The sequence below is a fragment of the Acinetobacter sp. LipI_15 genome (genome assembly GCF_058242865.1).
This window is the reverse complement of sequence record NZ_JBZAYN010000001.1, coordinates 2541477-2562914: the sequence shown is the minus strand read 5'-3', so window position 1 is coordinate 2562914 and position 21438 is coordinate 2541477. Positions and strand designations below refer to the sequence as shown.

Genomic DNA, 21438 nt, shown 5'->3' with positions numbered 1-21438 from the left:
CCCTTGTCCTGATAAATCCTAAAAACAGACTTCACGCTGTCAGATGCTTAGAGTACACTCAAAACAACTTTTTTCATCATTATAATGCGTGATGCAAGTACTTAAACAATTACAAATACCATATAGTTTTGCCAAACGTCATGGCGTATTGCTTCGATATGAGGGTGATCAAGCTTTTATTGTACGTCGTGACAGCACGCCACTGTTGGCTTTACAGGAAGCACGTCGCTATTTAGGGCATCCTGCACAATATCAATTATGTAGTGAGCAAGAGTTTAATCAATTACTCAGTGCAAGCTTTGCCGGAGACACCGGTGAGTCTCAACAAGTGGCAGCGGGTCTGGAAGATCATCCTGATTTACTTAGCCTTGCGGACTCTGTGCCAGAAGCTGAAGATTTGATGGATCAGGAAGATGATGCGCCGATTGTACGCTTAATCAATGCTTTATTGTCGGAAGCAATTCGTGTTGGAGCTTCAGATATTCATATCGAATCTTTTGAAAAAAAGCTGTCTGTCCGCTTACGTGTTGATGGTCAATTACGTGAAATTGTCCAGCCTCGTCGTGAACTTGCGCCATTGTTGGTGTCACGTATCAAAGTCATGGCCAAACTCGATATTGCGGAAAAGCGAATTCCACAAGATGGTCGTATTTCTCTGCGTTTGGCGGGCCGTGAAGTCGATGTTCGTGTATCAACCTTACCGTCTTCGTATGGTGAGCGTGTGGTGATGCGTTTACTCGATAAGCAAGCTGGGCGTTTAAATATGACCCATTTGGGCTTGATGCAACATGACTATGATCGACTGAAACAACTGGTGCATCGTCCGCATGGCATTATTTTGGTTACAGGGCCGACTGGTTCAGGTAAAACCACGACCTTATATGCGGCATTGTCTGATCTAAATGATGGCTCAAAAAATATTTTGACCGCTGAAGATCCAATTGAATATCAACTTGAAGGGATCGGGCAGACACAGGTCAATACCAAAGTGGATATGACCTTTGCTCGTGCATTAAAAGCCATGCTCCGCCAAGACCCAGATGTGGTGATGGTCGGGGAGATTCGTGATTTAGAAACTGCTGAAATTGCAGTACAAGCGTCATTAACAGGCCACTTGGTACTTTCAACGCTGCATACCAATACAGCAATTGGTGCTGTGACCCGTCTTAAAGACATGGGGATTGAACCCTTTCTACTTTCAAGCTCACTGATCGGTGTTGTGGCACAGCGTTTGGTTCGAACCTTGTGCCGTAATTGTGCGACTTGGCATGATGCCGATGATTTTGAAAAAGACTTATTTAGGCATCTCGATGCATCGGCTGAATTAAAATTGCCTCAACCTAAAGGCTGTGAACAATGCTCGCATACTGGATTTACAGGGCGTACCGCAATTTATGAAATCGTCCCGATTGATGAGCAAACACGTCGCCTCATCCATGGTAATGCTGCTGAGTTTGAGTTAGAAAATCATGTACGTGCAAATGCGGGTTCAATTCGTGATGATGGATTGCGTAAAGTTTTGGCAGGTAAAACCACGATAGAAGAGGTTTTACGTGTAACCAATGAAGCGGCTGAATAGTCGGTGTGAATTATAAAAAAAGCCCCGAAGCCTGTGCAAGGACTCGGGGCTTTGCTTTAGTTAATCTTTTCAAAATGAATAACAGCATCGTATGCTTTATCTGTCAGAGTGAGGTGAGTTGCATCACTGAGTTTCATTTCAATGCTATTGCTCTCTTTATATTTCAAAACATCATTATTCACTTCGGCCATACCGGATGAAGCACTAGAAATGCGCTCAGTATTATTTTTATCGAGCCAAAATTCGTCTTTAATTTGATAGTCATCGCCTTGTTTGCTGATTGAAAGTTTGCGAAGGCTCTCCGTGTCAGGTGTTTGTTTCCATTCCCCTGAAAAATCAGGCGCAGGTGTTTGGCTACATGCGGTTAAGGCCAAGCTTAGAAAAAGCATCGAAAAGTATGTTTTCATTGTAAAGTCCTGAAAATGATTTTAATTTTTTTATGGATGTATAGTTAATTATAGTTTGAATATTAAACATTTTTTAATTTTATTCATTAATCTTTCTATCGAATGTCTCATGATTTTTTATTTCTAATTTGAACTAAAAACAGCCCAAAAATATGGGCTGTACAGTCTTTCACTTACCACAAGCTGACAACTTTCTTCATCAATTCAGCACGAATAGGCGCGGTTGGGTTACCTGCATTGCGCTGCGTTTCATTTTCATAAAACTTTTGCCAAGTTTGAACCATCTCTAAAGTGACATCTTGAGTTTTAAGCTTTTCAACGTCGGCTTTGGTGATATTGGCTAGGCGCGCTGCAGCACCTTCTGAGCCTGTACCCCAACCAATGATGCCTTGACCATAGGCAGGTAAAGACATGTTGTTCGGTGTTGGCGGTAGCGCAAGACGTTGAATATCTGGATTGACCAAGGATTTAATTTGAGGATGGACTTTTTCAGACAGGGTTAATTCGGCAAAACTGAGTGTGGATGCGCTGAGTAGCAACGTACTGATAAGGAGAGGTTTAAGCATCATAGATCAACAAATGAATGTAAATAAGAATCGTTATATATTTTAGCAAGGTTTTGGCAACTGAATATTAATATTTAAATGTATTGGAAATGGATAAGGTTTATTTTGAGCTCAGCTGTAGATTTGTAGAAGTCAAAAAAGTTCAAAGCACTATTTTATAAGGAATTAAAACAGTGCTTTGTATAGATAGGTACAAATGGATTTAAGTCAAAACATTTAAAGTGACATTAATATTGTTTCGGGTCGCATTTGAATAGGGGCAAACAATATGTGCGGCATCGACCAATTTCTGTGCCTCGCTTGCATCCATACCTTCAAGATGAATATTAAGCGTCACTTCGATACCAAATCCTGTTGGAATAGGGCCGATACCCACATCACCCTCGACGTAGGCAGCAGGGGCGATCGAAATTTTATCTCGGTTTGACACAAATTTCATTGCACCTAAAAAACAGGCTGAATAACCAGCGGCGAAGAGTTGTTCGGGATTTGTACCATTACCTGTACCCCCCATAATTTTCGGTACAGCCAATTGAACATCTAAATGACCATCGGACGTCGTTGCACGACCATCACGACCACCAGTGGCTTTTGCATGGGCTGTATAAACTGCTTTTTCTAAAGTCATTTTTCTAATCCTTCAGATGATGGTTCAAATTCATATCGTGGGGGATTTTGTTTAAATAATATTCAGTTTTTTTGTAATTTTATACAGAGTGAAAATCAATATTGAAGCAAAACACGGTGCTGCATCAGTGGCATTGATGAGCGAATCTGTTGCTGCTCGTCTAAGTCGAAAGGAACCGTAAGTAGTTGAGCGCCTTCTTCTGCGGTGATTGCTAAAATTTGACCACGGCTATTGGTAGCTCCAGCATGCCCCCAAGTTTGACGTTTTGCACCATGCCAACCTTGTTGTGCGGCACCTAATACAGCACATTGACTATCCATAGCACGGGCTTGCAGTAAGAGCTGCCAGTGCAGTTCACCCGTGGTATAAGTAAAAGCCGCAGGCGCAGTTAAAATGTTTGCACCTTGGGTACGAAGTTTTAAAGCAAGTTCAGGAAAGCGCAAGTCATAGCACACCATCAGGCCAATATTGCCAAAAGGTGTTTTTGCGACCACAGTTTCAGTACCAGGTTCAAAAAATTTTGATTCTTGATAGCCACCGACAGCGTCACCAACTTGCACGTCAAATAAATGAATTTTGTCATAACGTGCTTCGGTACGTTCAGGGCTGATACACAGGCTGACAGTACGGACACGGCCATCTTGAATGATTGAACCATCTGGACGATAAGGGCATGGGAGTGTGCCCGCAATAATCCAAAGTTGATAACGATGTGCGAGTTGTTCTAATCGCTGCTGAATACTTTCAAATTGCGCCGCGGTTTCACGTTGTTTACCTGCGGCAAAGCAGACAAAATTTTCAGGAAATACAATGAGACTCGCACCTTGAGCCTGACTTAGTTGCATCAATGATTCGATCACTTTGAAGTTATCTTCAATGTCATTTTGAGAATTCATTTGTGCAACGGAAAGTAAAGTCATGCGAAGAGGGTCTCTGCTGTGATTAACCTAAATTAGACATTTTGCTGCTTGGGTTGCTCTAGATTGTCCTGCTCTTTTTGCAGTTGTTTGACCAAAGGCTCAAACATATTTTGGTTGCTATCATTTAGTTTCATCAGCGTTTTGTGTGCATCTAAAACCGTATTCAGCATATTGCTATGGGTAATGTGTTCTTCCATAAGTGCGCGAGTGCATACACTTGGATCACCACAATAATTCAAAATAACAAACACCTGACCTAAACCCATGCTATTGGCAAGCGTTGTGATATCAGAGTTTGTAGACAACATTACCGCTTGGATATGGTGAACTTGTTTGAGCTTCAAACCCAGTTTCGCCAAAATGCCAAGGACAGTACTATCGATAAATGTCGTTTGGGTTAAATCAACGATTGCACCGACGACATTTTGTTGCTGTTCAATTTTGTTTAATAACTTGTCTAGACTAATACAAGATTGGGCACGCACTTCGCCAATAAGCTTAAAAATATGCGTTCCGTTCAAGCTTGCATATTCAACATGACCTGTTGACATATAAATGCCATTTGCAGAGAAGGATAGTAAATTATCCCATAGGGGCACAGCTTACTCAAGTAGCCGAGTATGATCAGAAAGTCGTATTCGGTTTAAGTGATTGATTTCATGATTAATTGATTCGACGTAAACTTAGGATGGCAATATCATCAGCAACATGGTCTGGTGCTTGAAATGATTGATTTTGCAAGTGATAAACCAATTGACCTAGCTGTTCATTCAATCCACCATCAAAAGGTTCAAGTGCGCCATCCGAGCAAATTACAAAGCGTGAATAACGATTTAAGGTGAATTCAAACTCTTCAACTTCTAGGTCTTCAGTTAACCCGAGTGGGAAACTACTGGTATTTAAAATTCGTGCGGGAAGACCGGGTTCAAATAAAATGGCCGGCGGATAATGGCCTGCACTAGACCATTTCAAGACATGCGTATCGAGATTAAGTATTCCCGCAATCATGGTAATGTGCTTTTCAATATTTTCTTGAACCAACATGCCATTGAGCTTTTTGATGAGTTCTCTCGGGGTTTTTGAACGACCGTGGAAAGCAGCCATCCAAGAGGTCAGTAAACTACTCGTCACCCCATGACCAGATACATCTGCGAGATAAAACATGATTTCTTTATCGCTGATTTTCCAGTAATCGTACCAATCACCGGATAAATAGGCTGAAGGTTGGAAGAATGTTTCAACTTTATAGTTGTGGAGTTCGATTGGATTTGGCAGTAAGCGTTTTTGCAAATCTGCAGCAGAAGGGAGGTCGCGGCTGTCTTGATTGCGTTTGTATTGCGCATCAATTTTAGTGAGTGCTGCTTGGAGGTTAGTTGGAATATGATCCCAAACCCATCCTGCTAAAGCGCCTTGTTGCCAAGCTTGAGCTAATGCAGCACCTTCATGCTCAAAAGCGAGCACAATGGTGGGAAGTGTCCATTGGTGATTTAAAAAGTCGGCAACATCAGCAATTGCAATGATCGTTGGATCATACAAGTCTAGATCTTCAATGTTAATCATTTGTACGCTAGGAAGCGCATCAAGTACCTGATCTAAATATGGAATATCACGAGTAGGTTGAATGAAATACATAAAGAATTAGATGAATCCTTCGATAGACAATAAGTGTACTATAGCAAGCTAATGATGGCTGGAGGGAAAAACCACACCAGCCAATTGAAAAATTTTATTTATTCAGTTGTTACCGTGTCGGTATCATCTGAACTGCTATCATCAATGAAATCGGTAGAATCATCAGAAGAAACATCTGTTGAATTATCTTCAGATTCATCAATATCGTCATCTTCTTCATCAATAAATAAGTTTTCTTCAGCGATACCTTTTTTCTCAGAAATTGAATAATTCAGGCGTTGTAAATAGATGTCGCGAATTTGAGCGTATTTATCGCCTTGCAATACACCTTCAATATCCAGTAATTGAGCGCGAGTATCGATTCCACGTAAAGTTTGCTCAGACCAATACGCCACATCATGACCATCAAGCATATATTTCTGTGGACGTCCTTGACTATCTACAGCTAGACCGACGGTTTGGCGCAATGTGCTTGGACCAAGCACAGGTAAAACAATATAAGGACCAGAAGGAATACCGTAATATCCTAAAGTTGCACCAAAATTTTCATCTTCGGTTTCTAGGCCTAGGCGACTCGCAGGGTCAGCAAAGCCTAAAGTTGTCAGTGTATTAACAGTAAAGCGACCTAGACTTTTTGCGGCACGTGTCGGTCGTCCTTGGATGAGTTGGTTAAACGCATTCCAAGGTTCGCCTAAATTTTTACGGAATAAACGATAAGATTCACGAATATCCTTTGGAGTTTTTGCTACATATTGCACAGCAGCAGGGCGGGCAATATGGACATCTAAATAATCATTAAATGCGTAAACTTTCCGGTTGATCGGTTGGAAAGGGTCTTTATCTTCTTCTGATTGTGCTGCATTGGCATTTACAGATAATTTTTTTGCAACTTCAGATGACTTGACCATCGCAGCATGCGCAAGTTGTTGTGTTTTTGATTTATTGGCAGCTTCTGAGTCTTGAGCAACAGGTGCTGAAGCCTCGTCATTTGCAAATACAGGTGTTGTTACGACAAGTGACAATAATCCTGCATATAAAAAAGAAGTTTGGCGCATATATAGTCCTGACGCTTTTAGCGCGGCAAAATGTTTGCCGTATAATAAGTAAAAACGTTCAAATAATCCTGATTTATTACTATTAAACCAAATTTGATCAAAATATGAATGAAAAAATGTAATTTGAGCGAAAAATGTGCGCTCAAAATAATTATTTAAAAAAAGGTGTTGCGTTGGATGTGAAATGCTGTAGAATGCACATCCATCGGCGGTGATGAAGATTAAAACTTCTGATAAAACAATGACTTGGTTGAATTGATTGAGTTGGGTTTTATTTGATAAGTTTAAAAATAATTTGAATTACTGGTTGACTCTTTAGAAATAAAGAGTAATATAGCCGACCTAGCTTGCTGGTGACGAACCAACAAGAAGATCATTAAGAGATTATGAAGAACAACTTGTGTGGATTTTTACTGATTGATCAATCGAAATTATTTTCATTGATTGATGGTAGAAATTACTCGAAGTTTATTTGAGCAAATTTTTGTCAGTAATTGATGAGCCAAGATTGGTACACTATATGTACTATTGATTTTAAACTGAAGAGTTTGATCATGGCTCAGATTGAACGCTGGCGGCAGGCTTAACACATGCAAGTCGAGCGGGAATAGGTAGCTTGCTACCGATTTCTAGCGGCGGACGGGTGAGTAATGCTTAGGAATCTGCCTATTAGTGGGGGACAACATTTCGAAAGGGATGCTAATACCGCATACGTCCTACGGGAGAAAGCAGGGGATCTTCGGACCTTGCGCTAATAGATGAGCCTAAGTCGGATTAGCTAGTTGGTGGGGTAAAGGCCTACCAAGGCGACGATCTGTAGCGGGTCTGAGAGGATGATCCGCCACACTGGGACTGAGACACGGCCCAGACTCCTACGGGAGGCAGCAGTGGGGAATATTGGACAATGGGGGGAACCCTGATCCAGCCATGCCGCGTGTGTGAAGAAGGCCTTTTGGTTGTAAAGCACTTTAAGCGAGGAGGAGGCTACTTTGGTTAATACCTAGAGATAGTGGACGTTACTCGCAGAATAAGCACCGGCTAACTCTGTGCCAGCAGCCGCGGTAATACAGAGGGTGCGAGCGTTAATCGGATTTACTGGGCGTAAAGCGTGCGTAGGCGGCTTTTTAAGTCGGATGTGAAATCCCCGAGCTTAACTTGGGAATTGCATTCGATACTGGGAAGCTAGAGTATGGGAGAGGATGGTAGAATTCCAGGTGTAGCGGTGAAATGCGTAGAGATCTGGAGGAATACCGATGGCGAAGGCAGCCATCTGGCCTAATACTGACGCTGAGGCACGAAAGCATGGGGAGCAAACAGGATTAGATACCCTGGTAGTCCATGCCGTAAACGATGTCTACTAGCCGTTGGGGCCTTTGAGGCTTTAGTGGCGCAGCTAACGCGATAAGTAGACCGCCTGGGGAGTACGGTCGCAAGACTAAAACTCAAATGAATTGACGGGGGCCCGCACAAGCGGTGGAGCATGTGGTTTAATTCGATGCAACGCGAAGAACCTTACCTGGTCTTGACATAGTAAGAACTTTCCAGAGATGGATTGGTGCCTTCGGGAACTTACATACAGGTGCTGCATGGCTGTCGTCAGCTCGTGTCGTGAGATGTTGGGTTAAGTCCCGCAACGAGCGCAACCCTTTTCCTTATTTGCCATCGGGTTAAGCCGGGAACTTTAAGGATACTGCCAGTGACAAACTGGAGGAAGGCGGGGACGACGTCAAGTCATCATGGCCCTTACGACCAGGGCTACACACGTGCTACAATGGTCGGTACAAAGGGTTGCTACTCCGCGAGGAGATGCTAATCTCAAAAAGCCGATCGTAGTCCGGATTGGAGTCTGCAACTCGACTCCATGAAGTCGGAATCGCTAGTAATCGCGGATCAGAATGCCGCGGTGAATACGTTCCCGGGCCTTGTACACACCGCCCGTCACACCATGGGAGTTTGTTGCACCAGAAGTAGGTAGTCTAACCGTAAGGAGGACGCTTACCACGGTGTGGCCGATGACTGGGGTGAAGTCGTAACAAGGTAGCCGTAGGGGAACCTGCGGCTGGATCACCTCCTTAACGAAAGATTGACGATTGGTAAGAATCCACAACAAGTTGTTCTTCATGACGATGTATCTGAGGGTCTGTAGCTCAGTTGGTTAGAGCACACGCTTGATAAGCGTGGGGTCACAAGTTCAAGTCTTGTCAGACCCACCACTACTGACGAAGTATTTGAATAAAATACGGAAGCAAACAGAGAATCAGAAACATTGACTTATTGATAAGCTGGGGACTTAGCTTAGTTGGTAGAGCGCCTGCTTTGCACGCAGGAGGTCAGGAGTTCGACTCTCCTAGTCTCCACCAAATTTCAAGATTATAAAAGCAACGCTTTTACTTGAAATTTAAGCAAGAAGCTACGCTTCGCGCAGTATGTGATCATGCAGTGTTGAAGTTGTTTAGTCCTTAAGCGATCAAGTGTTTAGGTTATAGAGCTTAGCAACAAAGTGGCGTATGATTCGCTTCATTGTTATTAAGCTCTGTGATTTATCACAGTTTCCTGACCTGACGAAGGCTGGAAAAATCATTAACAGAATATATTTGAGTTGAAATAATTTGTTCATACTCGTTTGATTTAACCTAACAAGCAATTGTGAAAGTTGAATGAAATGAGTTACTAGCGAAATTAACTGAATCAAGCGTTTTGGTATATGAATCTAATTGAAGCTGTACAGTGATTAAGTTCACGAGACTCTAACTGTGGCAATTAAGTTTGCGACGCGAAATACAACTTGTATGTATTAGCGACTGTTTGGGGTTGTATAGTCAAGTAATTAAGTGCATGTGGTGGATGCCTTGGCAGTCAGAGGCGATGAAAGACGTAATAGCCTGCGATAAGCTCCGGGGAGGCGGCAAATATCCTGTGATCCGGAGATTTCTGAATGGGGAAACCCACCCGCTATAAGGCGGGTATCATAAACTGAATACATAGGTTTATGAGGCGAACGAGGGGAAGTGAAACATCTCAGTACCCTTAGGAAAAGAAATCAATTGAGATTCCCTCAGTAGCGGCGAGCGAACGGGGAAAAGCCCATTAAGTTATCTAAGCTTTAGTGGAACGCTCTGGGAAGTGCGACCATAGTAGGTGATAGTCCTGTACGCGAAAGGGCTTAGATAATGATGTCGAGTAGGGCGAGGCACGTGAAACCTTGTCTGAATATGGGGGGACCATCCTCCAAGGCTAAATACTCCTGACTGACCGATAGTGAACCAGTACCGTGAGGGAAAGGCGAAAAGAACCCCTGTGAGGGGAGTGAAATAGATCCTGAAACCGCATGCATACAAGCAGTGGGAGCCAACTTGTTTGGTGACTGCGTACCTTTTGTATAATGGGTCAGCGACTTACATTCAGTAGCAAGGTTAACCGATTAGGGGAGCCGTAGAGAAATCGAGTCTTAATAGGGCGTTTAGTTGCTGGGTGTAGACCCGAAACCGGGTGATCTATCCATGAGCAGGTTGAAGGTTGGGTAACACTAACTGGAGGACCGAACCCACTGTCGTTGAAAAGCCAGGGGATGACTTGTGGATAGGGGTGAAAGGCTAATCAAACTCGGTGATAGCTGGTTCTCCCCGAAAGCTATTTAGGTAGCGCCTCGGACGAATACCATTGGGGGTAGAGCACTGTTTCGGCTAGGGGGTCATCCCGACTTACCAAACCGATGCAAACTCCGAATACCAATGAGTACTATCCGGGAGACAGACTGCGGGTGCTAACGTCCGTAGTCAAGAGGAAAACAATCCAGACCGCCAGCTAAGGCCCCAAAATTATAGTTAAGTGGGAAACGATGTGGGAAGGCATAGACAGCTAGGAGGTTGGCTTAGAAGCAGCCACCCTTTAAAGAAAGCGTAATAGCTCACTAGTCGAGTCGGCCTGCGCGGAAGATGTAACGGGGCTAAAACTATATGCCGAAGCTGCGGATTTACACATTAGTGTAAGTGGTAGGGGAGCGTTCTGTAAGCCGATGAAGGTGGATTGAGAAGTCTGCTGGAGGTATCAGAAGTGCGAATGCTGACGTGAGTAACGACAAAACGGGTGAAAAACCCGTTCGCTGAAAGACCAAGGGTTCCAGTCCAACGTTAATCGGGGCTGGGTGAGTCGACCCCTAAGGCGAGGCCGAGAGGCGTAGTCGATGGGAAATTGGTTAATATTCCAATACTTCAGTGTAATGCGATGAGAGGACGGAGAAGGTTAAGTCAGCCTGGCGTTGGTTGTCCAGGTGAAAGGAAGTAGGCATGTATCTTAGGCAAATCCGGGGTACTCTATGCTGAGATCTGACAGCAAGCTGTACTTGTACAGTGAAGTGGCTGATACCATACTTCCAGGAAAAGTCTCTAAGCTTCAGTTACACTGGAATCGTACCCGAAACCGACACAGGTGGTCAGGTCGAGTAGACCAAAGCGCTTGAGAGAACTCTGCTGAAGGAACTAGGCAAAATGGTACCGTAACTTCGGGAGAAGGTACGCTGCTTTTGGTGATGGAACTTGCTTCCTGAGCTGAGAGCAGCCACAGAAACCAGGCCCCTGCAACTGTTTATTAAAAACATAGCACTCTGCAAACACGAAAGTGGACGTATAGGGTGTGATGCCTGCCCGGTGCTGGAAGGTTAATTGATGGGGTTAGCGTAAGCGAAGCTCTTGATCGAAGCCCCAGTAAACGGCGGCCGTAACTATAACGGTCCTAAGGTAGCGAAATTCCTTGTCGGGTAAGTTCCGACCTGCACGAATGGCATAATGATGGGGGCGCTGTCTCCAGCAGAGGCTCAGTGAAATCGAAATCGCCGTGAAGATGCGGTGTACCCGCGGCTAGACGGAAAGACCCCGTGAACCTTTACTGCAGCTTGACATTGAACTTTGATCTTACTTGTGTAGGATAGGTGGGAGGCTTTGAAACCGAGACGCTAGTTTCGGTGGAGCCAATCTTGAAATACCACCCTGGTAATATTGAGGTTCTAACTCTGCTCCATGATCTGGAGCGAGGACCATGTCTGGTGGGTAGTTTGACTGGGGCGGTCTCCTCCTAAAGAGTAACGGAGGAGTACGAAGGTGCGCTCAGCGTGGTCGGAAATCACGCGTAGAGTATAAAGGCAAAAGCGCGCTTAACTGCGAGACCCACAAGTCGAGCAGGTACGAAAGTAGGTCTTAGTGATCCGGTGGTTCTGTATGGAAGGGCCATCGCTCAACGGATAAAAGGTACTCTGGGGATAACAGGCTGATACCGCCCAAGAGTTCATATCGACGGCGGTGTTTGGCACCTCGATGTCGGCTCATCTCATCCTGGGGCTGAAGCAGGTCCCAAGGGTATGGCTGTTCGCCATTTAAAGAGGTACGCGAGCTGGGTTTAGAACGTCGTGAGACAGTTCGGTCCCTATCTACCGTGGGCGCTGGAAATTTGAGAGGATCTGCTCCTAGTACGAGAGGACCAGAGTGGACGAACCTCTGGTGTACCGGTTGTGACGCCAGTCGCATCGCCGGGTAGCTATGTTCGGAAGGGATAACCGCTGAAAGCATCTAAGCGGGAAGCCTACCTCAAGATAAGATTTCCCTTGGACTTTATGTCCACTAAAGAGCCGTTGAAGACTACGACGTTGATAGGTTGGATGTGGAAGTGCGGTGACGCATGAAGCTGACCAATACTAATTGCTCGTGAGGCTTGACTATACAACACCCAAACAGTTGTTGTATAAAAGCTCAATTGATTCGATATTAAGCAAAATAACTTGATTTAGTTAACGCTTAAGAACAAAATACTGCAACTCAGATATGATCTGTTAATAACTCATTTGGTAGAAAACTTAGCACGAAGAGCACTGCTCTGAGATTAGACTAAGCAAGTATCCATAACAGTTGTGCTGGCGACAATAGCAAGAGTGAACCACCTGATCCCTTCCCGAACTCAGAAGTGAAACCTCTTAGCGCTGATGGTAGTGTGGGGTTACCCATGTGAGAGTAAGTCATCGCCAGCTCATTATTCGAAACACCCTCTGACTAGTGCAGGGGGTGTTTTTTTATGTGTGGAAAAAAGATAAAAAGGGGCGATAATAAAGCGTTGGAAATCCAACGCTATAAATCGACCTAAAACGATAAAATTATCTTAACTGACGTCGTGCATGCTTTAATGCAGTTCTTAACCCTTCTTCTAAAGTTGGATGATAAAAGGGTTTATTTAAAATTTCATGAATGGTTCGTTCTTCTGAAATCATCCAGGCTAACATAAGCCAATGACTGCATAATTTGAATTGTGGGCGGGTATCCAACGAATATCATGGTCCATTCTGACCAAGGCTCACAGCACTGTAGTCGTGATTTTAGAGCGCTATTATTGATGAATAACTGCATCCAAAGCATGTCTAGACGAGGCCTTGCGCAGTATATTGCTCATGGGATAATGCAGTAACAGAAAGCTTCTTTCACACATTTAAAGGTCATGTGGTACATGGCAGTGTATTTTTGACCCGAAAAGAAGCCAATGTTGTCTTGTTTGACTATATTGAGATTTACTACAATCGAGTGAGAAGGCACTCTGCAAATGGTTGGTTAAGCCCAGAAGCCTTTGAGCAGAAATATTTTAAGAATTTAGAGGGATAGGTTGTCCACGATACTGCCTGGGATCATTATTTGGCTACCTTTATCGGGTAAATTTTATATTTAAAATATCAATATCCTAAATATTCGATTAAAAAAAACCTGCTTAAAAAGCAGGTCATAGATTTAGAGAAATGAAGTCAATTAAGCAAAAATATTACATGCTGCAGATGCCAAAATCCATAGAATCACCACTGCAACTACTGGCTCTACAATTTTTGACCAAGTCGGTACTTGTACTTCAGTTGTTACGTCTTCTTGTGTATGTTGTTGATTAACCATTTGATTGAACTCCTTCATTGATGCCTCTAATGATATCTCTTCTTGAAGATTTGGTTTAGAACCAAGGAGCTCTGTTAGGTTGTTTGTTGACCAAACCCAATCATCCGCTTGACCAGAAAGATGTTCAATTTGTCCGTTGAGTAATTCTCGAATACTTTGCGGTGAATGTGAGCCTGTATCATGAAGTTGTTTTAATTCATTTAATTGTAAATGAAAAACTTCTGTAGTTAGGTTTTCGAGTTCAGAGCGTTCTAATGTTGATGCATTTGAAGGGTTGGTGGTGAGATGACGTGAAACTTCCTGAATATAGAGTTCATCAGGCTGAGTAATTTCTTGATAAACCTTTTCACCATTAATGCGTAGCTGATGAATCAATTCACCTAAGGTTAAAGCATTAATTTCACGTAAATGTTGTCGTTTTTCTTCACGATTTAAATGACTTAAAAGCGTAGGCTTTTGAGATTCTATTTGTTCGACAAAATATTGTACTAAATCAAAAGCCATTATTCGCTTCCTTATTCTTTAATCGAGCAACCTTAAACCCGGTTTTTTCTTCGGTTGCTCTTGTTGTTCTTGGTCGTTTGATTTTAAAGCATTTTGATCATTCTGAATACCTTCATATTCTTGAGGATCGAAGAACATGCCTTGACCATTTTCACGTGCATAGATGCCTAGAACAGCAGAAAAGGGGATATAGAGGTTTTGCGAAACGCCACCAAAGCGTGCAGAGAAAGTAATCGTCTCATTACTCATGTGTAGCGCATGCGTTGCATGAGGTGCGATATTCAGGACAATTTGGCCATCTTGAATATATTGAACTGGCACCATCGTACCATTCTGTGTCGCATCGACAAGTAGGTAGGGGGTAAGTTGGTTTTCACAAATCCATTCATAAAGTGCCCGTGTTAAGTATGGACGTGTTGGAGTGAGTTGTAGTTCCTGTTCAGACATAATGCTTACTCGAATATTTATGGAAAATTAATTTTTTACTAAAAGCTCGCTATAGCGATTTTTTTCCTGCAATGTCATTGATTTGATAAATGCTGGACGGCTAAAGATGCGTTGGCAATAGAGAAATATAGGGCGGCATTGCTGTTTGGGAAGCTCAATACCCATGGCTTTTAGGCGCAGAAATATAGGCGCGAGCATACAGTCTAACATGCTAAATTGTTCAGACATAAAATAAGGATAATGCTGAAACAAGGGGGTTAGTGAAATGAGTGTATCACGTAATTGTTTTTGTGCGTTTTGCTTGGCTTTTTCATCGAGGGTATCGGGATGGCGAAGCATAATATCAGCCAGTCTTAACCAATCTTGTTCGAAGCGCCATACATATTGACGTTGCTCTGCACGAGGCATGGGTGCATCTGCATACAGTTTATTTTGACGATATCGGTCATCCAGATATTCGGCAATAATACTGCTTTTATAGAGTTTTAGGCCATTTTCAATCATCATCGGAAGTTGATTGTAGGGATTTAAACTTGCAAGATCTTCGTCTTCATCATCAGCAATAATTAAATTATGTTTGATTTGCTTCTCTGCAAGTACATAGCGTATCCAGTGTGAGCGAAAGTCATCCGCATGACTGTAAAGCGTAATCCCTTGAAGAGGTGCATTTTCGACTGACATAATCCGAGACGATGAGAAATGAATAAGATAGGATACTAAAATTAGACAGTAAAATCACGGGGACTTTAGCAATATCAATGCAGCTACAGTGAAAATTACAGTTTTGTTTTATTTGATTTTATCTGATAGCTTTTCATGTCATTCATTTACCTGATCGTCACCGCATGATGACCATTGCACTTGTACAAAAATTATTATTTTTAGCTGCTGTTATTTTTATGGGCATTGGCTTTTATACGGCACTCGCTGGAGGTTATGCCTCTGATTATGGAGCAGAGGATGATAGCCCTGAACAAAAAACAAAATCACCATCTGTACAATTACACTAACACTGTCGGTTATATGCTTAATTGCGAGTTTGAGTCTCTTGGTTTATCGGTTCGTTGTTATATTTGCATCATCTTCATAAAAATCAAGATATAAAAAAACCTTGGCATAAGCCAAGGTTTTTTGTCCGATTCGGTAAACGAATTAACGTTTAGAGAATTGAGGACGTTTACGAGCTTTACGTAAACCAAGTTTCTTACGTTCAACTTCACGAGCATCACGAGTAACGAAACCAGCTTGACGAAGAGCAGGTTTAAGAGTTTCGTCAGAAGCGATCAATGCACGAGTAATACCGTGACGGATAGCGCCTGCTTGACCACCGATACCACCACCAGCAACAGTGATGTAAAGGTCATATTTCTCAGTAGCTTCTAAAAGCTCAAGTGGTTGGTTAACAACCATACGAGCAGTTTCACGACCGAAATATTGTTCTAAAGAACGGTTGTTGATTACGAGTTTACCAGTACCAGCTGATAGGAAAACACGTGCAGTTGCGGTCTTACGGCGACCTGTACCATAGTTAGTAGCCATGTGCTGTATCCCTTAGATGTCCAAAACTTGTGGCTGTTGAGCAGTATGTGGATGCTCAGTACCAGCGTACACTTTCATTTTCTTGATCATTGCATAACCAAGAGGACCTTTTGGCAACATGCCTTTTACAGCACGTTCGAAGATTTCTTCTGGTTTGTGAGCAACTAATTTTTCGAAATTAGTTTCACGAATACCACCAGGGAAACCAGTGTGGCGATAATATTTCTTATCAAGTGATTTTTTACCAGTCACTTGAACTTGCTCAGCATTGATAACAACGATGTAGTCACCAGTGTCAACGTGAGGAGTATAAGAAGTTTTGTGCTTACCGCGTAAACGACGAGCGATTTCAGTCGCAAGGCGACCTAAAGTTTTGCCAGAAGCATCAACAACGTACCAGTCGTGTTGAACTTCAGCTGGCTTAGCGCTGAGAGTTTTCATTAAACCACTACCTATTATAGTTGGTTTGGACTATGGAAGCTGTCCAAACAAAAGGAGACGCGATTCTATACGAATACGTGAAGAATCACAAATGAAAATATAAAATTTCAAGCGCTGTATTGTAGTATATTTCTTCAGCAATAAACAGCAGATAATCCAGAAATTATAAAAAATGCGGGTGAATGTAAATCATGTCGAATTCTAATCTGTTAAAAACCACACCTGACCCCTTATTTTGGCGACATTGGTGGTATTTAATGGGCTTATGTAGCACCTTGATTTTAAGCCCAACTTTTTTGTATTTGGTGTCTTTGCATGGGGCGGATGGCGCAATCATCGTTTTGTTAATGATGCTCACTTTATTTTTCCTTAGTTATTTATTGGTTTATCTGTTGATTGGATTATTGCTTGTGGGCGGTATGTTTTTTGGCTGATAACGAACTACCCGCAGCATGTACCGACCGTTCAGCGCGGCATTGTAATTCTTATTGCACTGATTTGGATCATTGGCATTTCAGGTTTTGCTTTCGATTTCATTCCATACAATGTCGCACAACGCGGTTATTTTTGAGTTTTAGTCCGATATTTTTAGTCAATAAAATTAGGTCTGTCATGTGCATCACACAGTATAATAATGCTATTGCACACACAGGATAGACCCATGCTGCCTTTATATATCACGAGCGGTGAACCCGCAGGTATCGGACCTGATATTTGTTTGAGCTTAGCCAATCGAATAGATGAAAGGCCACTTGTGGTTCTTATTGATAAAGATTTGCTGCTCAAGCGTGCTCAACAGTTAAAGCTCGAAGTTGAACTGATTGACTATGTTGGGCAGGAGGGTTCGGCAGCTCTAGGTCAGCTTTATGTGGAACATGTACCTGTAACTACACCTGTTATTGCAGGTCAGTTAGATGTGAATAATGCAGCCTATGTGTTGGAACAATTACGTCGTTCTGCAGATTATGCGATGTCTGGCAAAAGTGTAGGTGTTGCAACTGCACCTGTGCAAAAGTCGATTATTAATGATGCCGGTATCCATTTCAGCGGACATACGGAGTTTTATCAAGAATTTGCAGGCGTTGATCGTGTCGTGATGATGCTTGCGACCAAAACGCTCCGTGTCGCATTGGCAACTACACATTTACCGCTTCGTGATGTAGCCGATGCCATTACTCAAGAACGTTTGCATCAAGTCATTGATATTGTAATTCATGATTTAAAAACCAAATTTAAAAAAGATCATCCGCATATTTTAGTCTGCGGTTTAAATCCGCATGCGGGTGAAGATGGCTATTTGGGCATGGAGGAGATTGAAGTGATCAATCCGGTGCTAGAGCGTTATCGCGCTCAAGGGGTGAATATGAGCCTGAGCTTACCTGCTGATACCTTATTTACCCCTGAAAATTTAAAAGATGCCGATGCGGTTTTGGCGATGTATCACGATCAGGGCTTACCTGTGTTAAAGTCGCAGGGCTTTGGCGAAGCCATCAATATCACTTTGGGCTTACCGTTTATTCGGACTTCAGTGGATCACGGCACAGCACTGTCACTGGCTGGAACTGGTCTTGCTAAAAGTTCGAGTTTACAGGTGGCGGTTGATTTGGCTTTAGAATTAGCAAGTGCGAAAAATAACGAAACTTAATAATAAAGGTTTGAATTTTATATGAATAATAGTAAAAAATTATCAAAAATAAAACAGGAAAATAACAAGATGCTTAGGGCGAAATCGATCATTCGCCCATTTTTTGGGATTGCGTTAGCGTTGATGCTGTCAGCATGCTCAACGCTCGCTACAGATCATCATTCTTGTGACTTAAAAGTATTATCGCTGCAAATTCCAAAACAGACGGAAGGATTTATACGTTTTGCATCACCGGCTGCCGTGGATGGCTTTAAACATAATCAGCAAAAATTTAATCAAGCGCTGACCGCGATGCATAAAAAATATGCGAATCGTGGCGGTGCTGATAAAATGCTTCAAGATGGGCAGGCAATCAATGCTAATATTGATCTGCTTGTACAGCATCAAAATAGCCTGAATGTGCTATATGAATATCAAATTCTTGTAAGTGAAACCATTCCAGGTATTCAAGCTGAATATAACCTTCTGGCTGATATGATGGCTAGAGCAAAAAATTCAGCAATGCAAGCGATTATTGCTAAAAATCAAGTCTTTATTGCGGGACGGCTGTTGGATTCTTTGCTGAATTTAACTGATGTGAATTCTATTCATCCAGACGATTTAGATGACTTTTTAGCAGATTTTGAAACTTTCAATATTTATTTGAAGGCTCAACTGAATGGTAATCCCGAACTCGGTGTAGAGCGCGTAAACAATGCTGAAATGCGTGAAAGTTTGCTCTCCATTCAGGCTGAAACTGAAGAAATGATGAAATCTGAAACAATGGCTTTGTTGAAACAAAGAGAGCCATTCCTTAGTGTAATTAAAGCGGCTCGGGATAATGTGACCAAGTCCGAAGAAATTTTTGCTCGCTTGAGTGAATTTGAATCAAGTCAGTAATCGTTGTAATAAACCTATGCGGAGAATTTTATGTATCAAATTAATGCCCTAAACCCAAAAGATGAAGGGCATCACACGCGTAAGCGGTTTGGACAGAATTTCTTACATGATCAACGTGTTATTGCCAAAATTGTACGTTCGGTAAATCCGCGTACTGGTGACAATATTGTCGAAATTGGTCCCGGCCTTGCTGCGCTTACATCGCCTTTAATTGGTGAATGCGATGCTTTAACTGTGGTTGAGCTGGACCGTGACTTAGCCGCAGGTTTGCCGGGCCGTGTGCCACATCCTGAACGTTTAACCATTGTTGAAACTGACGCGTTAAAATACGACTTTACTGAATTATTCCAAGAAGGCCGTCCACTGCGTGTGGTTGGTAACTTACCGTATAACATCTCGACACCGCTGCTGTTCCATCTCTTGGAGTTTGGCGACAAAGTCAAAGACATGCACTTCATGCTGCAAAAAGAAGTTGTGGACCGTATTACTGCTTCACCGAATACTAAAGAATATGGCCGTTTATCGGTGATGATCCAATACTTCTGTAAACCGACGTTTTTATTTGAAGTGCCGCCGGGTTCATTTAATCCACCGCCAAAAGTAACCTCTGCGGTATTCCGTTTAGAGCCTTATGCTATTAAACCGATTGTGGCGAAAGATGAAAAAGCGCTTGCGCGTTTGGTTTCACATGTCTTTACTCAGCGCCGTAAGACCTTGCGTAACAGCTTAAAAGGCATGTTGGTTGAAGATGGTTTTGAAAATGCAGGGGTTGATCCAATGGCGCGTCCAGAAACCCTAACACTTGCAGAATTTGTCGCATTAGCAGATCAAATGGTGGCTTAAATAATTATGACTCGCACTATTCGCTATAACTATGTCATTGGTGATGTTCAAGGCTGTTTTGAAGCATTAAAAGCTTTACTGAAAGAGATCAAGTTTGATGCAGACCAAGATTTTATATGGTTTGCCGGTGATCTCGTCGCACGGGGTGAAAACTCGGTAGGCGCTTTGCGGTTCATCAAAAAATTAGTGGATAGTGAAGTTGCGGCGACGGTACTGGGCAATCATGATCTGACTTTGCTGGCATGCGCTCGCGGTATTAAGGATATCAATCCTAAAGACAATATCGATGATGTGATTCACGCTTTAGAAAGTGATGATTTGATTGATTGGTTACGCAAGCAGCCGCTGTGTCTATTTCCGAATGAGCAAACCATTTTGACTCATGCGGGTATTCCTTTGAATTGGACTGCGCAGCAAACCGCAGACTTGGCAAAGGAAGTGGAAGCGGTGATTGGTCATGACGACTTTGATGTGGTCGATGCGTTTCTTCAAGTGATGTACGGTAAAGAGCCGAACCTATGGTCGGATGATTTGTCTGGTCATGCGCGCTTACGCTGTATTACCAACTATTTGACCCGCATGCGCTTAACCGATGCAGAAGGCCGTTTAGAGTTTAGTTTTAAAGATTCACTCGATGACCCTATGCCTAAGGGTTTTAAGCCATGGTTTGAGTTTGAGTCACAAGCAGCGCAGACCCATCAAATTCTTTTTGGTCATTGGGCCGCTTTACAAGGAAAAAGAATCTCAGCAAAAATCCAAAATGTGGATGGTGGATGTGTCTGGGGTAATCAGTTGATGGCCTATCGTCTGGAAGATCAAACCATGTTTACAGTCGATAACCCAGTGATGTAATGATTAAATGTAATCTAAGATATAAAAAAGGCCACATCGATGTGGCCTTTTTTATTGATCCGTATGAATTAATCAACGCGAATCCATGTTTGGTTACGGCCAAGTACTGAAACACCAATACTTGCACGTAAAGTGAGACGTTTCCCCGTGCTATTCAAACGAATTTTTGCATCGTAAAGTTTACCTGCCAATGGGTCGATAACACGGCCTTTTTCATAATTATTTGTGTCATTAACTTGTTTTAAACCTTTAATAATCTCCATACCGAGAATTGGTTGGTTGGTATAAGGCGCAGGGCACTTATTACAGTTTTTTTGCGGTGTATAGCCCGGACGTGGTGTAATTTTAATAATTTTACCGGTATAGGTATTATTTGATTCTTTGTGAATCGAAATAATCGCTTTGGCAGCTCCTGTTTTATCGTCAATTTGTTGCCACGTGCCGGCAATGTCATTTGCAAATGCGACATTCATCAAACCGAATGTGCATAGGCTGAATAATATTTTTTTAAACATAATCGCTTTTCCCCGAGAAGCATGATTTATGAGCACGTATGTTAGAAAGTTTATGAAAATAGTCAACTT

Annotated in this window: 20 protein-coding genes, 2 tRNA genes, 3 rRNA genes and 2 pseudogenes; 13 read left to right on the top strand and 14 right to left on the bottom strand. The window is 42.6% G+C overall.

Translation table 11 applies throughout. From position 1 onward, the window contains the following. The first annotated feature begins 91 nt into the window (after positions 1 to 91). Positions 92 to 1579, top strand: coding sequence for a type II secretion system ATPase GspE (gene gspE / locus AC4CU0_RS12125; protein ID WP_180163141.1), 1488 nt, complete (start codon positions 92 to 94; stop codon positions 1577 to 1579). Between the two features lie 56 nt (positions 1580 to 1635). On the opposite strand, the gene AC4CU0_RS12120 is transcribed toward gspE, so the two are convergent. The 7 genes from AC4CU0_RS12120 to AC4CU0_RS12090 all read right to left on the bottom strand — a co-directional run bounded on the left by AC4CU0_RS12120 (position 1636) and on the right by AC4CU0_RS12090 (position 6787). Beyond that, entirely contained in the window at positions 1636 to 1986 is a 351-nt protein-coding gene (locus AC4CU0_RS12120; RefSeq protein WP_180163142.1) for a putative periplasmic lipoprotein, read from the bottom strand. Positions 1987 to 2159: 173 nt separating this feature from the next. Beyond that, the gene (locus tag AC4CU0_RS12115; protein WP_180163147.1) at positions 2160 to 2552 is read right to left on the bottom strand and encodes a DUF4951 domain-containing protein; all 393 of its coding nucleotides are present in this window, start codon (positions 2550 to 2552) and stop codon (positions 2160 to 2162) included. Between the two features lie 202 nt (positions 2553 to 2754). Next, positions 2755 to 3180 (bottom strand): organic hydroperoxide resistance protein, encoded by a 426-nt coding sequence (locus AC4CU0_RS12110; RefSeq protein ID WP_078189560.1) that lies wholly within the window; start codon positions 3178 to 3180, stop codon positions 2755 to 2757. 95 nt (positions 3181 to 3275) lie between these two features. Continuing rightward, positions 3276 to 4100 carry a carbon-nitrogen hydrolase family protein gene (locus AC4CU0_RS12105; protein WP_490743218.1) on the bottom strand — a complete coding sequence of 275 codons (825 nt, stop codon included), beginning with the start codon at positions 4098 to 4100 and terminating at the stop codon, positions 3276 to 3278. 32 nt (positions 4101 to 4132) lie between these two features. Next, positions 4133 to 4651 (bottom strand): anti-anti-sigma factor GigB, encoded by a 519-nt coding sequence (gigB, locus tag AC4CU0_RS12100; RefSeq protein ID WP_078189558.1) that lies wholly within the window; start codon positions 4649 to 4651, stop codon positions 4133 to 4135. A gap of 112 nt (positions 4652 to 4763) precedes the next feature. Beyond that, a complete protein-coding gene (gigA, locus tag AC4CU0_RS12095) occupies positions 4764 to 5732 on the bottom strand; it encodes an RsbU family protein phosphatase GigA (protein ID WP_180005046.1) in 969 nt (322 codons plus the stop codon). A 98-nt stretch (positions 5733 to 5830) separates the two neighbouring features. Then, positions 5831 to 6787 carry an MlaA family lipoprotein gene (locus AC4CU0_RS12090; protein WP_180011797.1) on the bottom strand — a complete coding sequence of 319 codons (957 nt, stop codon included), beginning with the start codon at positions 6785 to 6787 and terminating at the stop codon, positions 5831 to 5833. A gap of 536 nt (positions 6788 to 7323) precedes the next feature. Here AC4CU0_RS12090 and AC4CU0_RS12085 point away from each other — a divergent pair. From AC4CU0_RS12085 to rrf, 5 genes are all read left to right on the top strand, one after another. Next, positions 7324 to 8862, top strand: a 16S ribosomal RNA gene (locus AC4CU0_RS12085). 61 nt (positions 8863 to 8923) lie between these two features. Then, positions 8924 to 9000: transfer RNA gene (locus AC4CU0_RS12080), tRNA-Ile, on the top strand. A 71-nt stretch (positions 9001 to 9071) separates the two neighbouring features. Beyond that, positions 9072 to 9147, top strand: a tRNA-Ala gene (locus AC4CU0_RS12075). A gap of 457 nt (positions 9148 to 9604) precedes the next feature. Continuing rightward, positions 9605 to 12498 (top strand): 23S ribosomal RNA (locus AC4CU0_RS12070). Positions 12499 to 12688: 190 nt separating this feature from the next. Next, a 5S ribosomal RNA gene (rrf, locus tag AC4CU0_RS12065) occupies positions 12689 to 12803 on the top strand. The 16S, 23S and 5S rRNA genes sit together here with 2 tRNA genes alongside, the layout of an rRNA operon. 123 nt (positions 12804 to 12926) lie before the next feature. Here rrf and AC4CU0_RS12060 read toward each other — a convergent pair. Continuing rightward, positions 12927 to 13052: pseudogene (locus AC4CU0_RS12060) on the bottom strand (hypothetical protein); the annotation flags it as partial. Positions 13053 to 13084: 32 nt separating this feature from the next. Here AC4CU0_RS12060 and AC4CU0_RS12055 point away from each other — a divergent pair. Further along, a pseudogene (locus AC4CU0_RS12055) lies at positions 13085 to 13425 on the top strand (IS3 family transposase); the annotation flags it as partial. Positions 13426 to 13566: 141 nt separating this feature from the next. Here AC4CU0_RS12055 and AC4CU0_RS12050 read toward each other — a convergent pair. From AC4CU0_RS12050 to AC4CU0_RS12040, 3 genes are read right to left on the bottom strand one after another with little or no spacing between them, the layout of a single operon-like run. Then, positions 13567 to 14208 carry a hypothetical protein gene (locus AC4CU0_RS12050; protein ID WP_180041715.1) on the bottom strand — a complete coding sequence of 214 codons (642 nt, stop codon included), beginning with the start codon at positions 14206 to 14208 and terminating at the stop codon, positions 13567 to 13569. Positions 14209 to 14226: 18 nt separating this feature from the next. Further along, positions 14227 to 14655 (bottom strand): ClpXP protease specificity-enhancing factor, encoded by a 429-nt coding sequence (locus AC4CU0_RS12045; protein WP_180041717.1) that lies wholly within the window; start codon positions 14653 to 14655, stop codon positions 14227 to 14229. A 27-nt stretch (positions 14656 to 14682) separates the two neighbouring features. After that, on the bottom strand, positions 14683 to 15336 hold the full coding sequence (locus tag AC4CU0_RS12040) for a glutathione S-transferase N-terminal domain-containing protein (protein ID WP_180163499.1): 654 nt from the start codon (positions 15334 to 15336) through the stop codon (positions 14683 to 14685). A gap of 164 nt (positions 15337 to 15500) precedes the next feature. On the opposite strand from AC4CU0_RS12040, the gene AC4CU0_RS12035 reads away from it, so the two are divergent. Then, positions 15501 to 15665, top strand: coding sequence for a hypothetical protein (locus AC4CU0_RS12035; protein ID WP_490743216.1), 165 nt, complete (start codon positions 15501 to 15503; stop codon positions 15663 to 15665). A 142-nt stretch (positions 15666 to 15807) separates the two neighbouring features. Here the strand turns inward: AC4CU0_RS12035 and rpsI are convergent, their stop codons facing one another. Then, entirely contained in the window at positions 15808 to 16194 is a 387-nt protein-coding gene (gene rpsI / locus AC4CU0_RS12030; protein WP_078190115.1) for a 30S ribosomal protein S9, read from the bottom strand. 12 nt (positions 16195 to 16206) lie between these two features. Next, positions 16207 to 16635, bottom strand: a complete 429-nt coding sequence (rplM, locus tag AC4CU0_RS12025) for a 50S ribosomal protein L13 (RefSeq protein ID WP_004722943.1) — start codon at positions 16633 to 16635, stop codon at positions 16207 to 16209. A gap of 191 nt (positions 16636 to 16826) precedes the next feature. On the opposite strand from rplM, the gene AC4CU0_RS12020 reads away from it, so the two are divergent. From AC4CU0_RS12020 to AC4CU0_RS12000, 5 genes are all read left to right on the top strand, one after another. Next, positions 16827 to 17069, top strand: a complete 243-nt coding sequence (locus tag AC4CU0_RS12020; protein ID WP_180060224.1) for a hypothetical protein — start codon at positions 16827 to 16829, stop codon at positions 17067 to 17069. 227 nt (positions 17070 to 17296) lie between these two features. Next, entirely contained in the window at positions 17297 to 18280 is a 984-nt protein-coding gene (pdxA, locus tag AC4CU0_RS12015; protein WP_180163497.1) for a 4-hydroxythreonine-4-phosphate dehydrogenase PdxA, read from the top strand. A 21-nt stretch (positions 18281 to 18301) separates the two neighbouring features. After that, the gene (locus AC4CU0_RS12010) at positions 18302 to 19159 is read left to right on the top strand and encodes a pilus assembly protein PilJ (RefSeq protein WP_490743215.1); all 858 of its coding nucleotides are present in this window, start codon (positions 18302 to 18304) and stop codon (positions 19157 to 19159) included. A 30-nt stretch (positions 19160 to 19189) separates the two neighbouring features. Then, the gene (gene rsmA / locus AC4CU0_RS12005; RefSeq protein ID WP_168379561.1) at positions 19190 to 20002 is read left to right on the top strand and encodes a 16S rRNA (adenine(1518)-N(6)/adenine(1519)-N(6))-dimethyltransferase RsmA; all 813 of its coding nucleotides are present in this window, start codon (positions 19190 to 19192) and stop codon (positions 20000 to 20002) included. Between the two features lie 6 nt (positions 20003 to 20008). Then, complete coding sequence (locus AC4CU0_RS12000) at positions 20009 to 20854, top strand: symmetrical bis(5'-nucleosyl)-tetraphosphatase (RefSeq protein ID WP_490743214.1); 846 nt, start codon at positions 20009 to 20011, stop codon at positions 20852 to 20854. A gap of 68 nt (positions 20855 to 20922) precedes the next feature. On the opposite strand, the gene AC4CU0_RS11995 is transcribed toward AC4CU0_RS12000, so the two are convergent. Beyond that, a complete protein-coding gene (locus AC4CU0_RS11995; RefSeq protein WP_168379559.1) occupies positions 20923 to 21369 on the bottom strand; it encodes a DUF2147 domain-containing protein in 447 nt (148 codons plus the stop codon). Positions 21370 to 21438 lie beyond the last annotated feature (69 nt).

Bases quoted from the DNA above. Each gene is read 5' to 3' on its own strand.
- gspE (WP_180163141.1), top strand. From the start codon at position 92: ATGCAAGTACTTAAACAATTACAAATACCATATAGTTTTGCCAAACGT.
- AC4CU0_RS12120 (WP_180163142.1), bottom strand. From the start codon at position 1,986: ATGAAAACATACTTTTCGATGCTTTTTCTAAGCTTGGCCTTAACCGCA.
- AC4CU0_RS12115 (WP_180163147.1), bottom strand. From the start codon at position 2,552: ATGCTTAAACCTCTCCTTATCAGTACGTTGCTACTCAGCGCATCCACA.
- AC4CU0_RS12110 (WP_078189560.1), bottom strand. From the start codon at position 3,180: ATGACTTTAGAAAAAGCAGTTTATACAGCCCATGCAAAAGCCACTGGT.
- AC4CU0_RS12105 (WP_490743218.1), bottom strand. From the start codon at position 4,100: ATGACTTTACTTTCCGTTGCACAAATGAATTCTCAAAATGACATTGAA.
- gigB (WP_078189558.1), bottom strand. From the start codon at position 4,651: ATGTCAACAGGTCATGTTGAATATGCAAGCTTGAACGGAACGCATATT.
- gigA (WP_180005046.1), bottom strand. From the start codon at position 5,732: ATGTATTTCATTCAACCTACTCGTGATATTCCATATTTAGATCAGGTA.
- AC4CU0_RS12090 (WP_180011797.1), bottom strand. From the start codon at position 6,787: ATGCGCCAAACTTCTTTTTTATATGCAGGATTATTGTCACTTGTCGTA.
- AC4CU0_RS12050 (WP_180041715.1), bottom strand. From the start codon at position 14,208: ATGGCTTTTGATTTAGTACAATATTTTGTCGAACAAATAGAATCTCAA.
- AC4CU0_RS12045 (WP_180041717.1), bottom strand. From the start codon at position 14,655: ATGTCTGAACAGGAACTACAACTCACTCCAACACGTCCATACTTAACA.
- AC4CU0_RS12040 (WP_180163499.1), bottom strand. From the start codon at position 15,336: ATGTCAGTCGAAAATGCACCTCTTCAAGGGATTACGCTTTACAGTCAT.
- AC4CU0_RS12035 (WP_490743216.1), top strand. From the start codon at position 15,501: ATGATGACCATTGCACTTGTACAAAAATTATTATTTTTAGCTGCTGTT.
- rpsI (WP_078190115.1), bottom strand. From the start codon at position 16,194: ATGGCTACTAACTATGGTACAGGTCGCCGTAAGACCGCAACTGCACGT.
- rplM (WP_004722943.1), bottom strand. From the start codon at position 16,635: ATGAAAACTCTCAGCGCTAAGCCAGCTGAAGTTCAACACGACTGGTAC.
- AC4CU0_RS12020 (WP_180060224.1), top strand. From the start codon at position 16,827: ATGTCGAATTCTAATCTGTTAAAAACCACACCTGACCCCTTATTTTGG.
- pdxA (WP_180163497.1), top strand. From the start codon at position 17,297: ATGCTGCCTTTATATATCACGAGCGGTGAACCCGCAGGTATCGGACCT.
- AC4CU0_RS12010 (WP_490743215.1), top strand. From the start codon at position 18,302: ATGAATAATAGTAAAAAATTATCAAAAATAAAACAGGAAAATAACAAG.
- rsmA (WP_168379561.1), top strand. From the start codon at position 19,190: ATGTATCAAATTAATGCCCTAAACCCAAAAGATGAAGGGCATCACACG.
- AC4CU0_RS12000 (WP_490743214.1), top strand. From the start codon at position 20,009: ATGACTCGCACTATTCGCTATAACTATGTCATTGGTGATGTTCAAGGC.
- AC4CU0_RS11995 (WP_168379559.1), bottom strand. From the start codon at position 21,369: ATGTTTAAAAAAATATTATTCAGCCTATGCACATTCGGTTTGATGAAT.